Here is a 15,716-nt window from a genome sequence, read left to right as displayed (position 1 = left end):
GTGCTAAGATGCCCGTAGTGTTCGTGCCTAGCGAATCCATAAGCTAGGGCAGCCTGGCTTCGGCTGGGCTGACGGCGGGGAAAGAACCTACGTCCCGGCTCGGGATATGGTTCGATTACCCTGAAAGTGCCACAGTGACGGAGCTCTAAGGGAAACCTTAGAGGTGGAACGCGGTAAACCCCACGAGCGAGAAACCCAAATGATGGTAGGGGCACCTTCCCGAAGGAAATGAACGGAGGGAAGGACAGGCGGCGCATGCAGCCTGTAGATAGATGATTACCGCCGGAGTACGAGGCGCAAAGCCGCTTGCAGTACGAAGGTACAGAACATGGCTTATAGAGCATGATTAACGTGGTGATGGCATCATGAAAAGCCCTCCTGCATGAAGGAGGGCTTTTCTTGTATCGGTTGTTTTGCAGGATGGTTATACTTGGAGATGAAATACATATTGCCTGCCAGAATAGGGGGAAGCGGATGGAGCGATTTTCAATCATTGCCACGGCCGCGATGGGGCTCGAAGCGGTTGTGGCGGATGAAGTGCGCCGGCTTGGCTACGAATGCCAAGTGGAAAACGGCAAGGTGATGTTTGAAGGTGATGCGGCTGCGATTTGCCGCGCCAATCTTTGGCTGCGCACTGCCGACCGTGTGAAGCTCAAAATCGGCGAGTTTCGGGCGACGACGTTTGAAGAGTTGTTTGAGCAGACGAAGGCGCTGCCATGGGCTGATTATTTGCCGAAAGACGCCTCGTTCCCTGTTATTGGAAAATCAGTGAAATCAACGTTGTTCAGCGTCTCCGATTGCCAAGCCATCGTCAAAAAAGCGGTTGTTGAAAGCCTAAAGGAGCGCTATCGGCTGTCGTGGTTTCCTGAAACAGGGGCGCTCTACCGCATCGAAGTGGCGCTCCATAAGGACATCGCCACCTTGACGATCGATGCGAGCGGCGCCGGGCTGCACAAGCGCGGCTATCGTCTCCGCCAAGGGGAAGCGCCGCTCAGAGAGACGCTCGCCGCCGCCTTGGTGCTGCTGACCAACTGGACGCCGGATCGCCCGTTTGTTGACCCGTTTTGCGGCTCGGGCACGATCGCCATTGAGGCAGCGCTCATCGGCCAAAACATTGCCCCTGGATTCAACCGCGACTTTGTTTCCGAACAATGGCCGTGGATCGGGAAACAAGTGTGGGAGCGCGCGCGCGAAGAAGCAGAAGCGCTGGCCCGCTATGACCAGCCTTTGGATATTATCGGGATGGACATCGATCCGCACATGGTGGAAACCGCCAAGGCGAACGCGGCGGAAGCAGGGCTTGCCGATTTATTGTCGTTTCGAGTCGGGCGGGCGGAGCAGTTTCGGACGGACAAGCGGTACGGAGTGATTGTCGGCAATCCGCCGTATGGGGAGCGGCTTGGCGAACGCCGGGAAGTGGAAGCGCTCTATCGCGCTATCGGCCGCGCCTACGCCTCTTTGGATACGTGGTCGGTCTATATCTTAACCGCCCACCGCGGCTTTGAAACGCATTACGGCCGACCGGCAACCAAACGGCGCAAGCTGTTTAACGGCTTTATCGAAACGCATTACTACCAATATTGGGGGCCGCGGCCGCCGCGTGAAGGCTAGAAGTTGACTTCTCGGCGGCGATCCATCATAATATTGTCTTGTTATTGAGAATAAGCGCGCAACAAACTTGTTGCGCGCTTATGCATGATGATGCCGGGGGAGTTTATGCCAATTTGGAGGGGTGGCGGCGATGAGCCATGATCGTTATCCATTTACAGTAGAAAAAAACGAAAACTTCTTTGACAAGCTCAGCCAATGGATCGGCGATGTTTTTTACGATATTTTGCCAGAGGCCGGGTTTGAGCTGCGCGATGAGCAAATTTATATGGCGTTCCAGCTCGAGCGCGCGTTTCGCGAGAAAAAGGTGATGTTTGCCGAAGCCGGGGTCGGCACGGGAAAAACGATCGTCTATTTGCTGTATGCGATTTGTTACGCCCGCTACACTGGCAAGCCGGCCATCATCGCCTGCGCGGATGAGACATTGATCGAGCAGCTCGTCAAAAAAGAAGGGGATATCGCCAAATTGTCCGATGTGCTTGGACTGCATATCGACGTCCGGCTGGCCAAATCGCCGGATCAATATTTATGTTTAAATAAGCTCGAAGAAGTCACGACATATGATGACGAGGATATCGAATTATACGAGCGAATTTTTGATGAGCTTCCGGCATTCGTCCACGATAATAAACCGATGCAGTCGTTTTACCGCTATGGCGACCGGAAGGAATACGCCCATTTGAGTGATGAGCAGTGGAAAAAAATCGCCTGGGACCCGTTTCAGGATTGTTTTACATGTGAAAAGCGGCACCGCTGCGGCCAGACGCTTTGGCGCGATTATTATCGAAAAGCGACGGATTTGATCGTCTGTTCGCACGATTTTTATATGGAACACGTCTGGACGTATGAGGCGCGCAAGCGGGAAGGCCAGCTGCCGCTGTTGCCGGAGGCGAGCTGCATCGTGTTCGATGAGGGGCATTTGCTTGAGTTTGCCGCGCAAAAGGCGCTGACGTACCGGATGAAAGAGACGACGCTTGAGATGCTGCTGACAAGGCTGCTCGAAAACGACATCCGTGAACAGCTCGCTTATTTAATTGAGGAGACGTTGGAGACGAGCGCGCGCTTTTTTGCGGAATTGAAAGCGTGCGCGAAAGACGTTCCCGGATCGAACCGGAAAGAAATTTTGCCGTCGCCCGCCCTGCAGCAATGGGCGAAGCAGCTGCACAGGCAAATCGTTGAAATCGGCAATGAGCTTGTGTTTGAAAGCGAGACGTATACGATCGACCATTATCAGCTGAACATCGTGGACGAATATTTGGATCAAATTCAATATTCGCTCGACTTGTTTTTGACGAACGCCGATGCGATCACATGGCTTGAGTCATCGCGCCAAGAGGCGACTTTGGTCGTCATGCCGCGCACCGTGCAGGAAGTGCTGCGCGAAAAAGTGTTCAGCAAACGAATGCCGTTTATCTTTTCATCGGCGACGCTGTCGAGCGGAAAATCGTTTGCCTATATTGCCCAAAGCTTGGGCATTGATGACTATTTGTCGTTCAGCGTGCCATCGCCGTTTGATTACGATGAGCAAATGACAATTTATATGCCGACGTTCCGCGCCGGCGAGACGCTGTTTGCGGAAAAATATCGCTATGCGCTCGAAAAATTGCGCGAAACCGGCGGCCGGGCGCTCATCTTGTTCCCGACGCGCGAAGAGCTGCTCCAATTTAAAGAAGAAGCGGCCGATGAACCGTTTTCGTTCTTGTTTGAGGGAGACCGTGAAATCAGCGATTTGGTCGCCGAGTTTCAGCGCAATGAGGAGACCGTGCTTTGTTCGGAACATTTATGGGAAGGGCTTGACATCCCGGGGCCGTCATTGTCAAACGTCATCATTTGGTCGCTTCCGTATCCGCCGAACGATCCGGTGTTTCAGGCGAAACGGAAGGCATACCGCGATCCGTTTTGGAGCGTTGATGTGCCGTACATGCTGCTCCGCCTCCGTCAAGGGGTCGGACGGCTCATCCGCACCCGCGATGATCGCGGCATCGTCTCCATTTTTGTCACTGACCGCGACGATGCGCAAGTCATCCAAGCGGTCAAAGAGGTGCTGCCGACAGCGGTGAGGGAAGAATAAGTTCTTCCCTTTTTCTTTTTGCAGCCGAAGCGGATATTTCCCGATGTGTCAGCAGGAAAATGCCCACTTGTTATGGAAATGATGATACGGCCAACAAAAACAGTGGGAGGATGGGGCTCGATGAAGCGAATGGAAGAACAATTTTTGGAATATGTCAAAAAAATGATGGGATACCATGAGGCGATCGGCCTCATGTATTGGGATTTGCGGACCGGGGCTCCGAAGAAAGGAGTCGGACAGCGCTCGGAAGTGATCGGCATGCTGTCGGCGGAAGCGTTCCAAATGTCGATATCCGAAGAGATGGCGGCGTTTATCGCCAAACTGTCAGCCAAAGGGGTGTATGAACAGCTTGGTGAAGTGACGCAGCGCACGCTCGATGAGTGCAAAAAAGAATATGAGCGCAATAAAAAAATTCCCGTTGCCGAATACAAGGAGTATGTAGTACTTCGCTCCAAAGCGGAAAGCGTCTGGGAAGAGGCGAAAGCAACCGCTGATTTTTCCCGTTTTCGCCCGTACTTGGAGCGAATCATCGAGTTTCAGCGCCGTTTTATCGAGTACTGGGGATATGAAGGGCATCCGTACAACACGCTGCTTGATCAATATGAGCCGGGCATGACGGTCGAGCTGCTCGATCAGCTGTTCGGCCGGCTGCGTGAACGCATCGTTCCGCTTGTACAAGCCGTTGCCGCCGCCCCAAATAAGCCGGATACGTCGTTTTTGTTTGCTGCGTTTCCGAAAGAACGGCAACGGGCGTTTCTTTTGGAGCTGCTTCCGGAACTCGGCTATGACTTTGGCAAAGGGCGGCTTGATGAGACGGTTCATCCGTTTGCGATCGGGTTGAACCCAAACGATGTGCGCATTACGACGCGCTACGACGAACGCGATTTTCGCACCGCCATCTTCGGGACGATTCATGAGTGCGGCCATGCCCTGTATGAACAACATATTTCCGAAACGCTTGTCGGCACGCCGCTTTGCGGTGGGGCATCGATGGGCATTCACGAGTCGCAGTCACTGTTTTTCGAAAATATGGTTGGCCGCCACTATTCATTTTGGAAGCGGCATTATTCACGTCTTTCGCAATACGCGCCATCGCAGTTTGCCGGCGTTTCGCTGGATGCGTTTTACCGGGCGATCAATGAGGCGAAGCCGTCGCTGATCCGGATTGAAGCCGATGAACTGACGTATCCGCTTCACATTATCATCCGCTACGAAATCGAAAAGCAGCTGTTTGCCGGCGATATCGAAGCGGCGGACTTGCCGGACGTATGGAATGAGAAATATGAGCAATATCTTGGCATCCGCCCGTACAACGATGCGGTCGGCGTGTTGCAGGACGTCCATTGGTCGGGCGGCAGCTTCGGCTATTTTCCGTCGTATGCGCTCGGCTATATGTACGCGGCGCAATTCAAACAGGCGCTCGAAAAAGAACTCGACATGGCGGCGTTGCTTGAAGAAGGGAACATCGCGCCGATTCGTGAATGGCTGACCGAGCGCATTCATCGATTCGGAAAAACGAAAAAGCCGCTCAACCTTGTGCGCGATGCCACCGGTGAGCCGCTCAACGCCGAACACTTGATCCGTTATTTAGAAGAAAAATATAAAGCGATTTATTGTCTATAAAGCAAATCCCCCTCTCCGGTTTGGAAGAGGGGGATTTGCTTACCATAATTTGTATCCTTTCGATCCCGGCGGAGCATTTTGAATGATGTCAATGAGCGGCACCGTATAGGCGATGACAATGAGCGCCACAACGAGGCCGATCCACAGCTTCCAGTTTTCGAGCGCCAACGCCGCCCGTTCCTGCGGGGCGGCCGCTTCGGCGACCGGGAATTCGGTTTCGCCTTTCGGAGCGAGAAACGCTAGGTTAATGACGATGACAAGAATCAAAATGATGCCGATGAACAAAATGGTGCCGCCGACCGCCTGGGCGATTTGGTACGGAATCCATTCAAGCGCCTGCGGCGAGTTGCCGTATGTGGAGAACGCTGAGCGCCGTGGCGCCCCGAGCAAGCCTGCAAAGTGCATCGAGCCGGACATAAATGTCATCCCGACCGCCCATACGATCGTTTGGATGATGGCAAGCCGGTTCATCGCTTTCGTCATCACCCGGCCGGTCAAATGCGGGATGAGCCAATACGATGCGCCAAAAAACGTTAACACAACCGTCGTGGCAACGGTCAAATGGAAGTGGCCGGTCACCCAAATCGTGTTATGAACGACTTGGTTGAGCTGGTGCGAAGCATTGATGATTCCACCCGTGCCGGCCGGAATGAAAAACAGCATCCCGACAAACGGTGCGAAAAAGCGGGCGTCGCCCCACGGCAATTTCCGCCACCAGCCGAACAGGCCGGTTGCCCCCTGCGAGCGGCCGTACGATTCAAACGTCGCAAACATGGCAAACGCTGTCATGAGCGACGGAATGATGACCATAAACGTCAAGACGACTTGCACGTACTTCCAAAACGGCGAAATCCCTGGCTCCAGCAATTGATGGTGAAAGCCGACTGGAATCGAAAACAGTAAAAACAAGATAAACGCCAGCCGCGCGAGCGAATCGGAGAATATTTTGCCGCCGATCACTTTCGGGATGACAGCGTACCAAACCATATACGCCGGCAATAGCCAGAAGTAGACGAGTGGATGCCCGAAATACCAAAACAGCGTCCGGCTCAAGAGCACGTTCACCCGATCCGTGAGCCCAAGCGACCACGGAATGAGCTGAAAGACGACGGTGGCGGCTACGCCAAGCGTGCAGATGAGCCATAATACCATATTCGTGACAGACATAAACGCCAACAGTGGGCTCGCCTGACCGCGGTGCGCCTTCCGCCAGCGCGCGTAATGGGCAAACATTCCAAACCCGCTCACCCAGCTGCCGACGACGACGAGCGCCAAGCCGATGTAAAAGCCAGCGTGCGCCTGAAGCGGCGCGTAAAACGTATATAAGACAGATGCTTGGCCGGTTAGGATGAAAAAGGCTGTGCAGGCCGTCCCTGCCGTCATCATCCAAAAACCGATCCAGCCGAGCCGGCGCGAACCGTCCGAGAGCGCTCCGGTCGTGCGGCTGACCGCAGCGAACTGAAAGCCGATAATGAAAAACGTCGTCAGCACAAGCCCAAGCAAGACGCCGTGCGTCGTCAAAATCGTGTAATAGCTGATCCCAGCCGGCAGCTCAAACTTGCCGGAACGGACGAGTGTTTGCAACAAACCGGCGAATCCCCCGAGCGCCAGGGCGGTAAAGGCGACAAACAAATGTGCCAGCGCCAGTTTGGCGTCGCGGCGATCGACTTTTTCCAACGAGTTCACCATCTCACTCCACCACCTTAATGCGCGCCGTCATCATATGGTGGCCGGCGCCGCAATATTCATTGCAAAGAATCGTATACTCGCCCGGTTTGTCAAACGTCGTTGTCAAGCTGTTGACATAGCCGGGTTCGACCATCATATTGATGTTCGTTCCGGGAATTTCAAACCCGTGAATGACATCTTTTGAGGTGACGTTGATCGTCACTTTCGCTCCTTTTGGAATTTCAATGGCATTTGGCGTAAAGGAAAACGCGGCCACGACGATGTTCAGTTCGTATTCGTCATCCCCTTTTTTCACAAGCCCCGGATGATCAAACGGCGGGGTAGTGTCCACTTTTTCCGGATCGATTGTCGTCAGACAGCTTGGCGGCTGCTGTCCGGCGGCGAAAGCGCTCACGCCGACGACCGTCAAAAAGACGATCAAACAACCGATGCCGAACGTCAGCCAAATTTTTTCATACTTATGAATGTGCATCTCAAGTCCCTCCCTTGCCGCTTACAGGCGGTGTAAAAATAAAAAGTAGACGCTGACCCAGGCGAAAATGATGAAAAAGCCGAGCAAAAACACGGACGACAGCGTGCCACTGAGCGCCGGCTCTTTTTCCTTTTTTGTTTGCCGGTCCATTGCCGTCGGTTTTGTCCGCTCTGGTTTGGCCATCCTTTCATCCCTCCTCGTGCGTTTTGGATTCATCCCCCATAACGTTGACAGGCAGGTGCGCCAAGCGTGAGTTTCCCTGCTTTGACACTATCATAACCGTACAAAACGGCTGCAACAGTGACTTTTCTCACAAAAACAACACAAGAAGTTTGAACAAATGGTGACGATGGTGAACAATGTAGGAAAAGGGCGGGAAGGAAAAAGGCGGCGGATCCGTCTGATGAGGGACAGCGGCAACGGTTTTGTCCCGGACAGAATCGGAACGAAGATAGCTGACGGCAAAGGAGAGTAAAAACGAATGATTAATTATTTTTTTATTTAATGTTCGTTTTTTTTTTTTTTATTAAAAAACCGCTTCTCATCCGCCGCTTTCCGTGGTATACTGCTAGTAACTGAATCACGCTGACTCACTCATATAATCGCAAGAATACGGCTTGCGAGTCTCTACCAGCCGACCGTAAATCGGCTGACTATGAGTGGTAATGTCAAGGGGGGCGGCCATGGCCGTCTTGCGCCTTCCTTTTGCCTTGGCTTAAAAGACATTGCCTGACTCATGGAATGAGTGAGGCCGGTGTTTTTTAAGCTTTTTTATTTTGGAGGGGATTGGCATGCGCGAATTGCTCGAAAAAATTGCCACTGAAGGAGAGGTGCTGGCCGGCGGGGTGCTGAAAGTCGATCGCTTTTTGAACCATCAGGTCGCCCCACAGCTGATGAAGCGGATCGGCGAAGCGTTTGCCGGCCGGTTTTGCGGCGAGCGGCCGACGAAAGTGTTGACGCTTGAGTCATCGGGCATCAGCCCGGCCATCATGGCCGCGTATGAACTTGGCATCCCGCTTGTCGTTGCCCGTAAGCCGATTTGGCTATGCAAGAAAACTTGCTGATCATTGTTTGCTCGGTCGGCATAGGGCTTGGGGTGACGGCGGTGCCGAACTTGTTTGCTGAGCTTCCGGCGGGCCTGCGCATTTTGACGGACAGCGGCATCGTCGCCGGCGGCCTCACCGCCATCCTTTTAAATGCCGTCTTCCATTTCGGCAAGGCGAGAAAATCGGCTGCACTGCCGTTGCAGGAACAAAAAATTTCATAATCGTATTGATCGCTTTCATAGAAATCCATCAGCTGTTCCTGAGGCTGCGGCCGCGCTTCGTGCCGCCGCTGCGGGGAGAACGGGCGTGTGTTTCCGGCAGTGCGCAAGTAAAACAAAGACAGCCGGCTGTGAAACGGTTCCATTGACGCCAATGGCTCGCCGGCTGCGGGCCGGGGAAAAACATTCATCCCGCTGAACGAACCGGCGGGATTTTTTTGTTTTCCTATTGGGAAACGGGGCGAAATACAGTAAAATGAATGTAAATGACATTGACGGAAACAAAGGGGTTTTGGTCATGGGAATATTGTGATCGAGCGGCCGCCATTGCGGCCGTGGCTGGCGAAAATGACAAATATGCACGACCGGCTTCAGCAAGCCGGCGACAACGAAAATGCCGATAAAGTGAAGCATGCCGATGCGCTGCTGTTTGTCACGTATTACAACCACGCGTTCTCGAAGGCAGACCGGGAGTTTTTGCTGCAGCTCGGGCGCGTCAAAGATGCGTTTTCGCTTGATAAAATGTTTTTCATCATCAATGCGGCTGATTTGGCCCAGTCGAAAGAGGAGCTTGAGGCCGTCATTTCCTATATGAACGGAGAGCTCGCCCGCTTCGGCATCCGCTTCCCACGCCTTTATGCGCTCTCAAGCCGCTTGGCGCTGGCGGAAAAAACGGGGGCCGAGCCCGGTCCGCGCGGCGTCTTGGCGGACTCCGGCTTGTCTGCCTTTGAAACCGACTTCTTCCGCTTCTTAACGGAAGAACTGGCGGAAGTCGCCGTCGAGAGCGCATATGCCGAGCTTGAGCGGGCGCGGCGGGCGGCAGAGGAATTCGCGCGCGCCGCAGGGCAAAGCGAAGCGGAAAAAGCGGAGAAACGGCAGGCGCTTGAGGCGGTGAAAACGAAGATGCACGCCGTGCTTGCTGGCATTGATGATGCCTACGGCCGGCAGGCGCTTCGCCAGGAAGTCGACGAATTGCTCTATTACGTCAAGCAGCGCGTCTTTTTCCGCCTCAACGATGTGTTTAAGGAGGCGTTCAACCCGGCGGTGCTCCGCGACGACCAAGGCCCGGCGCGGCGGGCGCTTGAGCGTTGCCTCGACGAGTTGCTCGCATCGGTTGGCTTTGATTTGGCCCAAGAGTTGCGGGCGACGAGCTTGCGTGTTGAGTCGTTTTTGCACAAACAGCTGGCCGAGCAGTTCTCGCGCCTATTCCATGAGCTTCGTCGTTTCGATGATGCGCTCGCGCTCACGCCGCCTGAGCCGTTTGCCTTTTCGGCGCCGGAGTTTGCCAACGCCCTTGGGGATGTAGACCGGGTGCGGTTTACCAAGGCGCTTTCGCTGTATAAAAACGCCAAATCGTTTTTTGAGCGCGACGAAAAGCGGCGGATGAAAGAGGAAATTGAGGCGGCGCTTGTCGAGCCGATCGACGCCTATTTGGCTGAGCAAAAAGAGCGGCTTGTGGCGACGTACGCAGAACAATACAAGGATGGCGTCGCCGCACTTTTGGCCGCTCTCGCGGAACAAGTCGACAGCTATATGGAGGGCTTGCTTGCCGCGCTCGCCGAAGCGGCGGATCATGAGGCGCTCGCCCGCATCGAAGCGGCGCTTCGCGGCCTTCTTTCGGGCCGCGTCGGGGAGGCGCGTTGATGAACCGGTTTCACGCTTGCGCTACATGCATCTACTACCGTATAGAAAAGCGAGCCGACGGGCTGTACACGTATTGCCGCCGGCTCGGCTATAAGACGAAGCCAAACTATCGGTTCAACTGCTGGACGCCAAAACCGAACGTCCGGCGTTTGATGGAAAAAGAAGCAGGAAAGGACGAGGACCATTGAGCGAAGTACATCACGCCATCACCGCCCATATCAACAAACAGCACGCCATCTTAAAGCGGTTTGCCGCCCTTGAGCTCGAGCGCGAGCGGCGCATCGATGAGGCGGTTGAACGGTGCCGCCGCGGTGAGCCGTTTACGGTCGAGGCGATCAATGAAGTGACGAAACAAATGAACGAGCTGGCCGCCGGCGGCCTCGTGCCGGCGCGCCGCTATGTAACGCCAGAGATGGTGCGCGACTACGTGCGCCGGCTTGAAGAGAAGTAACGTACACAGCCAAAGCGTTGGCATTGGCTTCCCGGCTGCCGGCCTGTAAGCAGGCCGGGCTGATGAAAACGAAAGAGGGGGGAGGAACAATGGCGTCTCTCGTTTCCCACGAATGGCTGTTGGCGCATTTGTCCGATGAAACCATCCGCATTGTTGATTGCCGGTTTTGGCTTGGCGATCCGGCTAAAGGGGCGTCTCTTTACCGGGAAGACCATATTCCCGGAGCGGTGTATATGGACTTAGAGCGCGACTTGTCGGGCCCGGTCGGAGAGCACGGAGGCCGCCATCCGCTTCCATCAGCCGCCCAAGCGGCGGATGTGTTTAGCCGGGCCGGCATTGACGACACGACGATGGTCATCGCCTACGATGACCAAAACGGGGCCATGGCCGCGCGCTGTTGGTGGCTGCTCCGGTATTTCGGCCATGCGCGCGCATACGTGTTGGATGGCAACTACAGCGAATGGAAACGAAAAGGAAATCCGGTGACGCGCGCCATTTCAGCTGTGCCGCCGCGGCGGTTTCAGCCGCGTCCGGACCGATCATGGCTCGCAACGGTCGAGGATGTGCGAGCCGCCGTTCGCGACCGTGCAGCGATGCTCATTGATTCCCGCGAGTGGAAGCGGTATGCCGGGTTGGAGGAGCCGATCGACCGCCGGGCCGGCCGCATTCCCGGGGCGGTGCACCGATTTTGGAAAGACGGGGTGACGGAAGGAGGCTACTGGAAAAGCGCTGTCGAGCAGGCGGCTCGGTTTGCCGATTTTGACCGTGGGCAGCCGTTGATCGTTTACTGTGGTTCCGGCGTCACCGCCTGCCCGAACGTGTTGGCGCTCCACGAAGCTGGTTATCACAACGTTCGGCTGTACGTCGGCAGCTTCAGCGACTGGATTTCCTATCCCGATCATCCGGTTGAAATGGACCACCCGTCCTCGGACGCCTAGTTTCGAAATTGTTTCGCGCATCGTTTTTCTCCGGCAGCGCATACTATGTGTGAACCGTTGAAACAAAAAGGAGGCGAGTGCATGGGCCGGACAAAACTTGGCAATGCCAATGCCCAACGAAACAACAACGCCAAAAAGAAAAACGGCTTCAATGAATGGACGAGCGAGTTTGCTTCGTACGCCGAGGTGGATGCCGAGAAACTGAAAAACGACCATAAAAACATCCGTTAATGACGAGGGCTCGTCCCTCGTTTTTTCGTCCTTAGACGTCAACGTTGGCAAACACAAACGTATGTGCTATAATGATGGGCAGAGCGGCGGAGGGCGCTGGATGGAAGAAAGGGCGCCGGCCGGCAGGGAGGGAAATGCGTGCGGAAATGGTTTGTCGTCCTATTGTTTTTGGCCGTTGCCGGCTATGGTCTTTGGAATGCGATGGCTGCCGGGAACGAACAGGTAACAGACGAAATAGAAAGCGGCCCGGGCATCGGTCAGACGGCCCCTGATTTGACGCTGCCGACGCTTGGCGGCAAAGCCGTCCGGCTGTCTGATTTGCGCGGCAAAGCGGTTGTCCTCAACTTTTGGACGTCGTGGTGTCCGCCGTGCAAAAAGGAAATGCCGGAGCTTGAGGCGTTTTACAAGCAGCACGGCCGCGAAGTCATGTTGCTTGCCGTCCATTTGACGACGCAAGATACGCTCGATAATGCGGAGCGATTTGCGAAAGACAAAAAACTGACGTTGCCCGTCGCCTTGGATGTGCGCGGCGAGGCGCTTCACCGATACCGAATCCAGACGATTCCGACGACGTATATCATCGACCCAAACGGCGTCATCCGGCAAAAAATCATCGGCCCGGTGACCGCCGCGCAACTCGAAAAGAAGACAGCGCTCTTTCGTTGACCGAACAGTTTTGACGGAAGGCGCTTTTTTTTATGGTTCATTATTTTTTGAAAAGTTGTCATAATTTTTATCTTTTTTGGGCATGAATAAGATTACAATATAAATGAGGGGAGGTTGATAGCGATGAGACGATCCCGCAAAATGACTCTCCAAGAACTGATCAGCGAGAACAAACGGCAATTGTTGAGCGACCGGGAAGCGCTCGAGAAAATCGAGAAAAAGCTGGAAGAGCGGATGCTCAAGAAAGCAGAATGACCCATGCATAGCGGTCCTCCGGGCGGACAGACTAGATGGCGAGGAGGCGAAGACAATGAGCAATCCGAAAGGAAGCCGCAAACATTTTGTTCCCAACCATATCGGAACACAGCCTCGCGCCGCTGGAGGAAACAAAGGCAAACAAATGCAAGATCAATCCGGCCAGCATGCTCAAGTCATCCAAACGAAGGGTGAGTAGCTGGAAAATCTCGTAAAGGAGGAAGCCTATATGCCGCGTCCGAAACCGGATGACCGCAGCGACAATGTTGAGAAGCTGCAAGAGATGGTGCAAAACACCATTGAAAATATTGAAAAAGCCGAAAAAACGATGCAGTTTGCTTCCTCGGAAGAGCGGGAGAAAATTCGCGAGAAAAACCGCCGCCGCGAAGAAGCGATCGCGGCCATGCGCGCGGAAATTAAAGACGAAGCCGCTGCACGGGAGCACGGCTACCAATTATGACAAAGCTGCCCCGATGCGGGCGGCTTTGTTTTTTGGGTTGCCGCTTGAGCGGCCGGACGGACAAATGGTAACATAAAGGAGAAGCCCGGCAAAAAATGGAGGGAGAACGAACATGAAAGTGGCAGAAAAACAAATTGAAGTGCGTTATGCGGAAACAGACCAAATGGGCATCGTCTACCACGCGAACTATTTAGTTTGGATGGAAGTCGGGCGTACGGAATTGATCAAACAGCTTGGCTTTCATTATGCCGACATGGAGAAAGAAGGCATCATTTCGCCTGTTGTCGATTTGCAAGTGTCGTACAAAAAGCCGCTTCGTTATGGGGAAACGGCGACCGTCCGCACATGGATTGACGCTTACGACGGCATCCGCGTCACATACGGCTACGAGATTCTCGCCCCGGACGGCGAGGTGGCCGTGACCGGCAAATCGCAGCACGTTTGCGTCAAGCGCGATACGTTTCGGCCGATCGTCATCCGCAAATATTTTCCCGAGTGGCATGAAGCGTATGAGCGGGCGAAACGATAAAGGGGAGCGGTGCGATGGCGTTTGGCATTCGCCGCCACGAGCTCGCGGCATGGAAAGAAAAAGTGAAGCGCGGCGAAATCGCCTTTTTGACCCATTATTGGCATGATGAACGGTTTCCGCACTGCACGACGGTGACGAAAGTCGGCTGCGCCGATGTCGAAAAACTTGCCGCCTGGGGGAGGCAATACGGGCTGAAGGAAGAGTGGATCGACCGGCGCAACGAGTTTCCGCATTTCGATTTGCTTGGGGAGACGCAGGTGCGCATTTTGCGGCAAGAAGGCCGGCTTCATGAGCTGGAACGATTCACGAAACGGGGGAAGAAGGAGTCATGATCGATTTGGCTGTTGTAAAAGAAATGACAAAACATACGTTAATCGAGACGCTCGGCATCGATATCATCGAGCTTGGCGAAGGGCGTGTCGTGGCGACGATGCCGGTCGACCATCGCACGCATCAGCCGGCCGGGCTGTTGCACGGCGGAGCATCGGTTGCCTTGGCCAAGACGGTCGCCAGCATCGGCGCGTACGCGCTTGTGGACCCCAACACGGAAAACGTCGTTGGATTGGAAATCAACGCCAATCACGTCCGCGTCGTTCGCCGTGGGACGGTGACGGCGACAGGGACGGTGTTGCACCGCGGCCGGACGACGATGGTTTGGAATGTGCGCATTACGGACGAACAAGGGGAGCTCGTCTGCATCTCCCGCTGCACGATCGCCATTATTCGAAAAAGCTAGCGTCACGGCTAGCTTTTTTCGCTGGTTAATGGAGCAAAAACACCGGTTCGCCGCTTTTTTCGTCCAAATCAACCGTCAAATCGCGGCCGTCAAAATACCATTGGTCGCTGTCTTCGACAAAAAACGTCACGCCGTCAACCGTTGTCTGCGCCGCTGGCTCTCCTGCCGGCTCGTCTTTCTCCATGCCAAGCGAAAACCCTTTTTGCACGGTGCTGTACCCGCCGTAGCGGACAAAAAAGCGGATCGCATCGCCCGGCTTCAGCCCGAGCTCCTGCTTGTACCAATCAAACGCTTTTTTTGTAATCATGATATTCATGGCTTCCCCTCCTCACTTGTTTATTATAAGTGAATGGACGGCGCCTATAAAACGATTGTGTGAACATTAGCTGACAATTTTAGGATAAAACGCTTTCCATAAAGTGGCGGTGTCCTTGTTTTCATCGGTTGGAGTAAAACGCTGGCTGGCGGCAAACAGTAAAAGCGAAGGGGGTGAGGGCGGTGGGCAAAAAGCGGACGTTTCCGCTCAGCTACGAATCCGACGGACTGATGGGGAAAAGCAATGAAAAGCATCCGCGCCGCTCGGACAGCCGGCAAACGGGCAAACAAGCGCCTGATTTTTTCAACACGACGCCATCGAGCGAATAAAAAAGCCGAATCGAACGGGCGATGGTTGAACATCGCGCTGTTTTGTGAATAAAGTAGCCAGTAGGCTGCTTTTTTTCATGGCAACTACTATACAAACGGGCCGGTCCGCGTTATCATTACTTGAGGGACATCTTTTTCGAAAGGAGTGGCGTTTTCGTATATGAGTAGTTCGAGCCCGAACGAACCGGAACCGGAATATAGCGGGGAACGCGGCCTGTTCCTTTTTCCGCCCGCTGCTCATCATACGAAAACGAGCTCCGGACGGAAAGGAAGAGGCGCCGCCTTCCTCGCATGAAAAGGAGCATTCCCGTTAGGAGCTTTTCCGGGGACTTGATCAAAAAAAGCCCTCTTGGTATGATGCAGGGGTGTCAAACAATACCTACCATCATGCCAAGGAGGACTTCAGATGAATTGTACACAAAACTATAAAATTG

The 15,716-nt window shown here is 54.3% G+C and carries 19 protein-coding genes, 1 other RNA gene, 3 pseudogenes and 1 riboswitch; of the genes and pseudogenes, 19 read left to right on the top strand and 4 right to left on the bottom strand.

Annotation, left to right across the window (positions count from 1 at the left end; all coding sequences use genetic code 11):
* The 4 genes from rnpB to IKE44_RS13435 all read left to right on the top strand — a co-directional run.
* Nucleotides 1-341: RNase P RNA component class B (rnpB, locus tag IKE44_RS13450), an RNA gene on the top strand; the annotation flags it as partial.
* A 133-nt stretch (nucleotides 342-474) separates the two neighbouring features.
* The gene (locus IKE44_RS13445; RefSeq protein WP_033009237.1) at nucleotides 475-1,611 is read left to right on the top strand and encodes a THUMP domain-containing class I SAM-dependent RNA methyltransferase; all 1,137 of its coding nucleotides are present in this window, start codon (nucleotides 475-477) and stop codon (nucleotides 1,609-1,611) included.
* Nucleotides 1,612-1,741: 130 nt separating this feature from the next.
* A complete protein-coding gene (locus IKE44_RS13440; protein WP_033015327.1) occupies nucleotides 1,742-3,679 on the top strand; it encodes an ATP-dependent DNA helicase in 1,938 nt (645 codons plus the stop codon).
* 120 nt (nucleotides 3,680-3,799) lie between these two features.
* Nucleotides 3,800-5,302: a carboxypeptidase M32 gene (locus IKE44_RS13435; protein WP_033015325.1), complete on the top strand. Its 1,503-nt coding sequence runs from the start codon at nucleotides 3,800-3,802 to the stop codon at nucleotides 5,300-5,302.
* 39 nt (nucleotides 5,303-5,341) lie between these two features.
* On the opposite strand, the gene IKE44_RS13430 is transcribed toward IKE44_RS13435, so the two are convergent.
* From IKE44_RS13430 to IKE44_RS13420, 3 genes are read right to left on the bottom strand one after another with little or no spacing between them, the layout of a single operon-like run.
* The gene (locus IKE44_RS13430; RefSeq protein WP_049625392.1) at nucleotides 5,342-6,991 is read right to left on the bottom strand and encodes a b(o/a)3-type cytochrome-c oxidase subunit 1; all 1,650 of its coding nucleotides are present in this window, start codon (nucleotides 6,989-6,991) and stop codon (nucleotides 5,342-5,344) included.
* 1 nt (nucleotide 6,992) lies between these two features.
* A complete protein-coding gene (locus IKE44_RS13425) occupies nucleotides 6,993-7,463 on the bottom strand; it encodes a cytochrome c oxidase subunit II (protein WP_033015318.1) in 471 nt (156 codons plus the stop codon).
* 21 nt (nucleotides 7,464-7,484) lie between these two features.
* Nucleotides 7,485-7,646: a cytochrome c oxidase subunit 2A gene (locus IKE44_RS13420; protein ID WP_049625393.1), complete on the bottom strand. Its 162-nt coding sequence runs from the start codon at nucleotides 7,644-7,646 to the stop codon at nucleotides 7,485-7,487.
* A gap of 391 nt (nucleotides 7,647-8,037) precedes the next feature.
* Nucleotides 8,038-8,139, top strand: a riboswitch (purine riboswitch).
* Between the two features lie 115 nt (nucleotides 8,140-8,254).
* On the opposite strand from IKE44_RS13420, the pseudogene IKE44_RS13415 reads away from it, so the two are divergent.
* The 14 genes and pseudogenes from IKE44_RS13415 to IKE44_RS13350 all read left to right on the top strand — a co-directional run.
* A pseudogene (locus tag IKE44_RS13415) lies at nucleotides 8,255-8,497 on the top strand (type I phosphoribosyltransferase); the annotation flags it as partial.
* A gap of 2 nt (nucleotides 8,498-8,499) precedes the next feature.
* Nucleotides 8,500-8,730: pseudogene (locus IKE44_RS13410) on the top strand (solute carrier family 23 protein); the annotation flags it as partial.
* Nucleotides 8,731-9,132: 402 nt separating this feature from the next.
* A pseudogene (locus IKE44_RS13405) lies at nucleotides 9,133-10,371 on the top strand (P-loop NTPase family protein); the annotation flags it as partial.
* Nucleotides 10,371-10,559 (top strand): hypothetical protein, encoded by a 189-nt coding sequence (locus IKE44_RS13400; protein ID WP_033015314.1) that lies wholly within the window; start codon nucleotides 10,371-10,373, stop codon nucleotides 10,557-10,559. The pseudogene IKE44_RS13405 and the gene IKE44_RS13400, both read left to right, overlap by 1 nt.
* A complete protein-coding gene (locus IKE44_RS13395; protein WP_049625395.1) occupies nucleotides 10,556-10,822 on the top strand; it encodes a YpbS family protein in 267 nt (88 codons plus the stop codon). The genes IKE44_RS13400 and IKE44_RS13395 overlap by 4 nt, the downstream gene beginning before the upstream one ends.
* Nucleotides 10,823-10,911: 89 nt before the next feature.
* Nucleotides 10,912-11,760 (top strand): sulfurtransferase, encoded by an 849-nt coding sequence (locus IKE44_RS13390; protein WP_049625396.1) that lies wholly within the window; start codon nucleotides 10,912-10,914, stop codon nucleotides 11,758-11,760.
* An 81-nt stretch (nucleotides 11,761-11,841) separates the two neighbouring features.
* Entirely contained in the window at nucleotides 11,842-11,991 is a 150-nt protein-coding gene (locus IKE44_RS13385; protein ID WP_287466171.1) for a hypothetical protein, read from the top strand.
* Nucleotides 11,992-12,129: 138 nt separating this feature from the next.
* Nucleotides 12,130-12,657 (top strand): TlpA family protein disulfide reductase, encoded by a 528-nt coding sequence (locus tag IKE44_RS13380; RefSeq protein WP_287466170.1) that lies wholly within the window; start codon nucleotides 12,130-12,132, stop codon nucleotides 12,655-12,657.
* Nucleotides 12,658-12,780: 123 nt separating this feature from the next.
* Nucleotides 12,781-12,912 carry an FbpB family small basic protein gene (locus IKE44_RS13375; RefSeq protein WP_080706519.1) on the top strand — a complete coding sequence of 44 codons (132 nt, stop codon included), beginning with the start codon at nucleotides 12,781-12,783 and terminating at the stop codon, nucleotides 12,910-12,912.
* A 55-nt stretch (nucleotides 12,913-12,967) separates the two neighbouring features.
* Nucleotides 12,968-13,111 carry an acid-soluble spore protein N gene (locus IKE44_RS13370; RefSeq protein WP_011231056.1) on the top strand — a complete coding sequence of 48 codons (144 nt, stop codon included), beginning with the start codon at nucleotides 12,968-12,970 and terminating at the stop codon, nucleotides 13,109-13,111.
* 30 nt (nucleotides 13,112-13,141) lie between these two features.
* Entirely contained in the window at nucleotides 13,142-13,372 is a 231-nt protein-coding gene (tlp, locus tag IKE44_RS13365) for a small acid-soluble spore protein Tlp (protein WP_287466169.1), read from the top strand.
* A gap of 112 nt (nucleotides 13,373-13,484) precedes the next feature.
* Nucleotides 13,485-13,901, top strand: coding sequence for an acyl-CoA thioesterase (locus tag IKE44_RS13360; RefSeq protein WP_049625397.1), 417 nt, complete (start codon nucleotides 13,485-13,487; stop codon nucleotides 13,899-13,901).
* Nucleotides 13,902-13,915: 14 nt separating this feature from the next.
* Nucleotides 13,916-14,233: a hypothetical protein gene (locus tag IKE44_RS13355; protein ID WP_033015303.1), complete on the top strand. Its 318-nt coding sequence runs from the start codon at nucleotides 13,916-13,918 to the stop codon at nucleotides 14,231-14,233.
* Nucleotides 14,230-14,637, top strand: coding sequence for a hotdog fold thioesterase (locus IKE44_RS13350; RefSeq protein ID WP_287466166.1), 408 nt, complete (start codon nucleotides 14,230-14,232; stop codon nucleotides 14,635-14,637). The genes IKE44_RS13355 and IKE44_RS13350 overlap by 4 nt, the downstream gene beginning before the upstream one ends.
* Nucleotides 14,638-14,662: 25 nt before the next feature.
* On the opposite strand, the gene IKE44_RS13345 is transcribed toward IKE44_RS13350, so the two are convergent.
* Nucleotides 14,663-14,953 (bottom strand): HesB/YadR/YfhF family protein, encoded by a 291-nt coding sequence (locus IKE44_RS13345; protein ID WP_287466165.1) that lies wholly within the window; start codon nucleotides 14,951-14,953, stop codon nucleotides 14,663-14,665.
* A gap of 182 nt (nucleotides 14,954-15,135) precedes the next feature.
* Here IKE44_RS13345 and IKE44_RS13340 point away from each other — a divergent pair, with 182 nt between their 5' ends.
* Nucleotides 15,136-15,282 carry a hypothetical protein gene (locus tag IKE44_RS13340; protein WP_013145445.1) on the top strand — a complete coding sequence of 49 codons (147 nt, stop codon included), beginning with the start codon at nucleotides 15,136-15,138 and terminating at the stop codon, nucleotides 15,280-15,282.
* Nucleotides 15,283-15,716 lie beyond the last annotated feature (434 nt).

Source organism: Geobacillus sp., from assembly GCF_017515625.1.
GTDB lineage: Bacteria > Bacillota > Bacilli > Bacillales > Anoxybacillaceae > Geobacillus > Geobacillus stearothermophilus.
The sequence above is the reverse complement of the archived record's forward strand: the minus strand, read 5'-3'. Positions and strand labels throughout refer to the sequence as shown.

Bases quoted from the DNA above. Each gene is read 5' to 3' on its own strand.
- IKE44_RS13440 (WP_033015327.1), top strand. From the start codon at position 1,742: ATGAGCCATGATCGTTATCCATTTACAGTAGAAAAAAACGAAAACTTC.
- IKE44_RS13350 (WP_287466166.1), top strand. From the start codon at position 14,230: ATGATCGATTTGGCTGTTGTAAAAGAAATGACAAAACATACGTTAATC.
- IKE44_RS13445 (WP_033009237.1), top strand. From the start codon at position 475: ATGGAGCGATTTTCAATCATTGCCACGGCCGCGATGGGGCTCGAAGCG.
- IKE44_RS13375 (WP_080706519.1), top strand. From the start codon at position 12,781: ATGAGACGATCCCGCAAAATGACTCTCCAAGAACTGATCAGCGAGAAC.
- IKE44_RS13370 (WP_011231056.1), top strand. From the start codon at position 12,968: ATGAGCAATCCGAAAGGAAGCCGCAAACATTTTGTTCCCAACCATATC.
- IKE44_RS13360 (WP_049625397.1), top strand. From the start codon at position 13,485: ATGAAAGTGGCAGAAAAACAAATTGAAGTGCGTTATGCGGAAACAGAC.
- IKE44_RS13430 (WP_049625392.1), bottom strand. From the start codon at position 6,991: ATGGTGAACTCGTTGGAAAAAGTCGATCGCCGCGACGCCAAACTGGCG.
- IKE44_RS13420 (WP_049625393.1), bottom strand. From the start codon at position 7,646: ATGGCCAAACCAGAGCGGACAAAACCGACGGCAATGGACCGGCAAACA.
- IKE44_RS13400 (WP_033015314.1), top strand. From the start codon at position 10,371: ATGAACCGGTTTCACGCTTGCGCTACATGCATCTACTACCGTATAGAA.
- IKE44_RS13435 (WP_033015325.1), top strand. From the start codon at position 3,800: ATGAAGCGAATGGAAGAACAATTTTTGGAATATGTCAAAAAAATGATG.
- tlp (WP_287466169.1), top strand. From the start codon at position 13,142: ATGCCGCGTCCGAAACCGGATGACCGCAGCGACAATGTTGAGAAGCTG.
- IKE44_RS13425 (WP_033015318.1), bottom strand. From the start codon at position 7,463: ATGCACATTCATAAGTATGAAAAAATTTGGCTGACGTTCGGCATCGGT.
- IKE44_RS13390 (WP_049625396.1), top strand. From the start codon at position 10,912: ATGGCGTCTCTCGTTTCCCACGAATGGCTGTTGGCGCATTTGTCCGAT.
- IKE44_RS13355 (WP_033015303.1), top strand. From the start codon at position 13,916: ATGGCGTTTGGCATTCGCCGCCACGAGCTCGCGGCATGGAAAGAAAAA.
- IKE44_RS13345 (WP_287466165.1), bottom strand. From the start codon at position 14,953: ATGAATATCATGATTACAAAAAAAGCGTTTGATTGGTACAAGCAGGAG.
- IKE44_RS13385 (WP_287466171.1), top strand. From the start codon at position 11,842: ATGGGCCGGACAAAACTTGGCAATGCCAATGCCCAACGAAACAACAAC.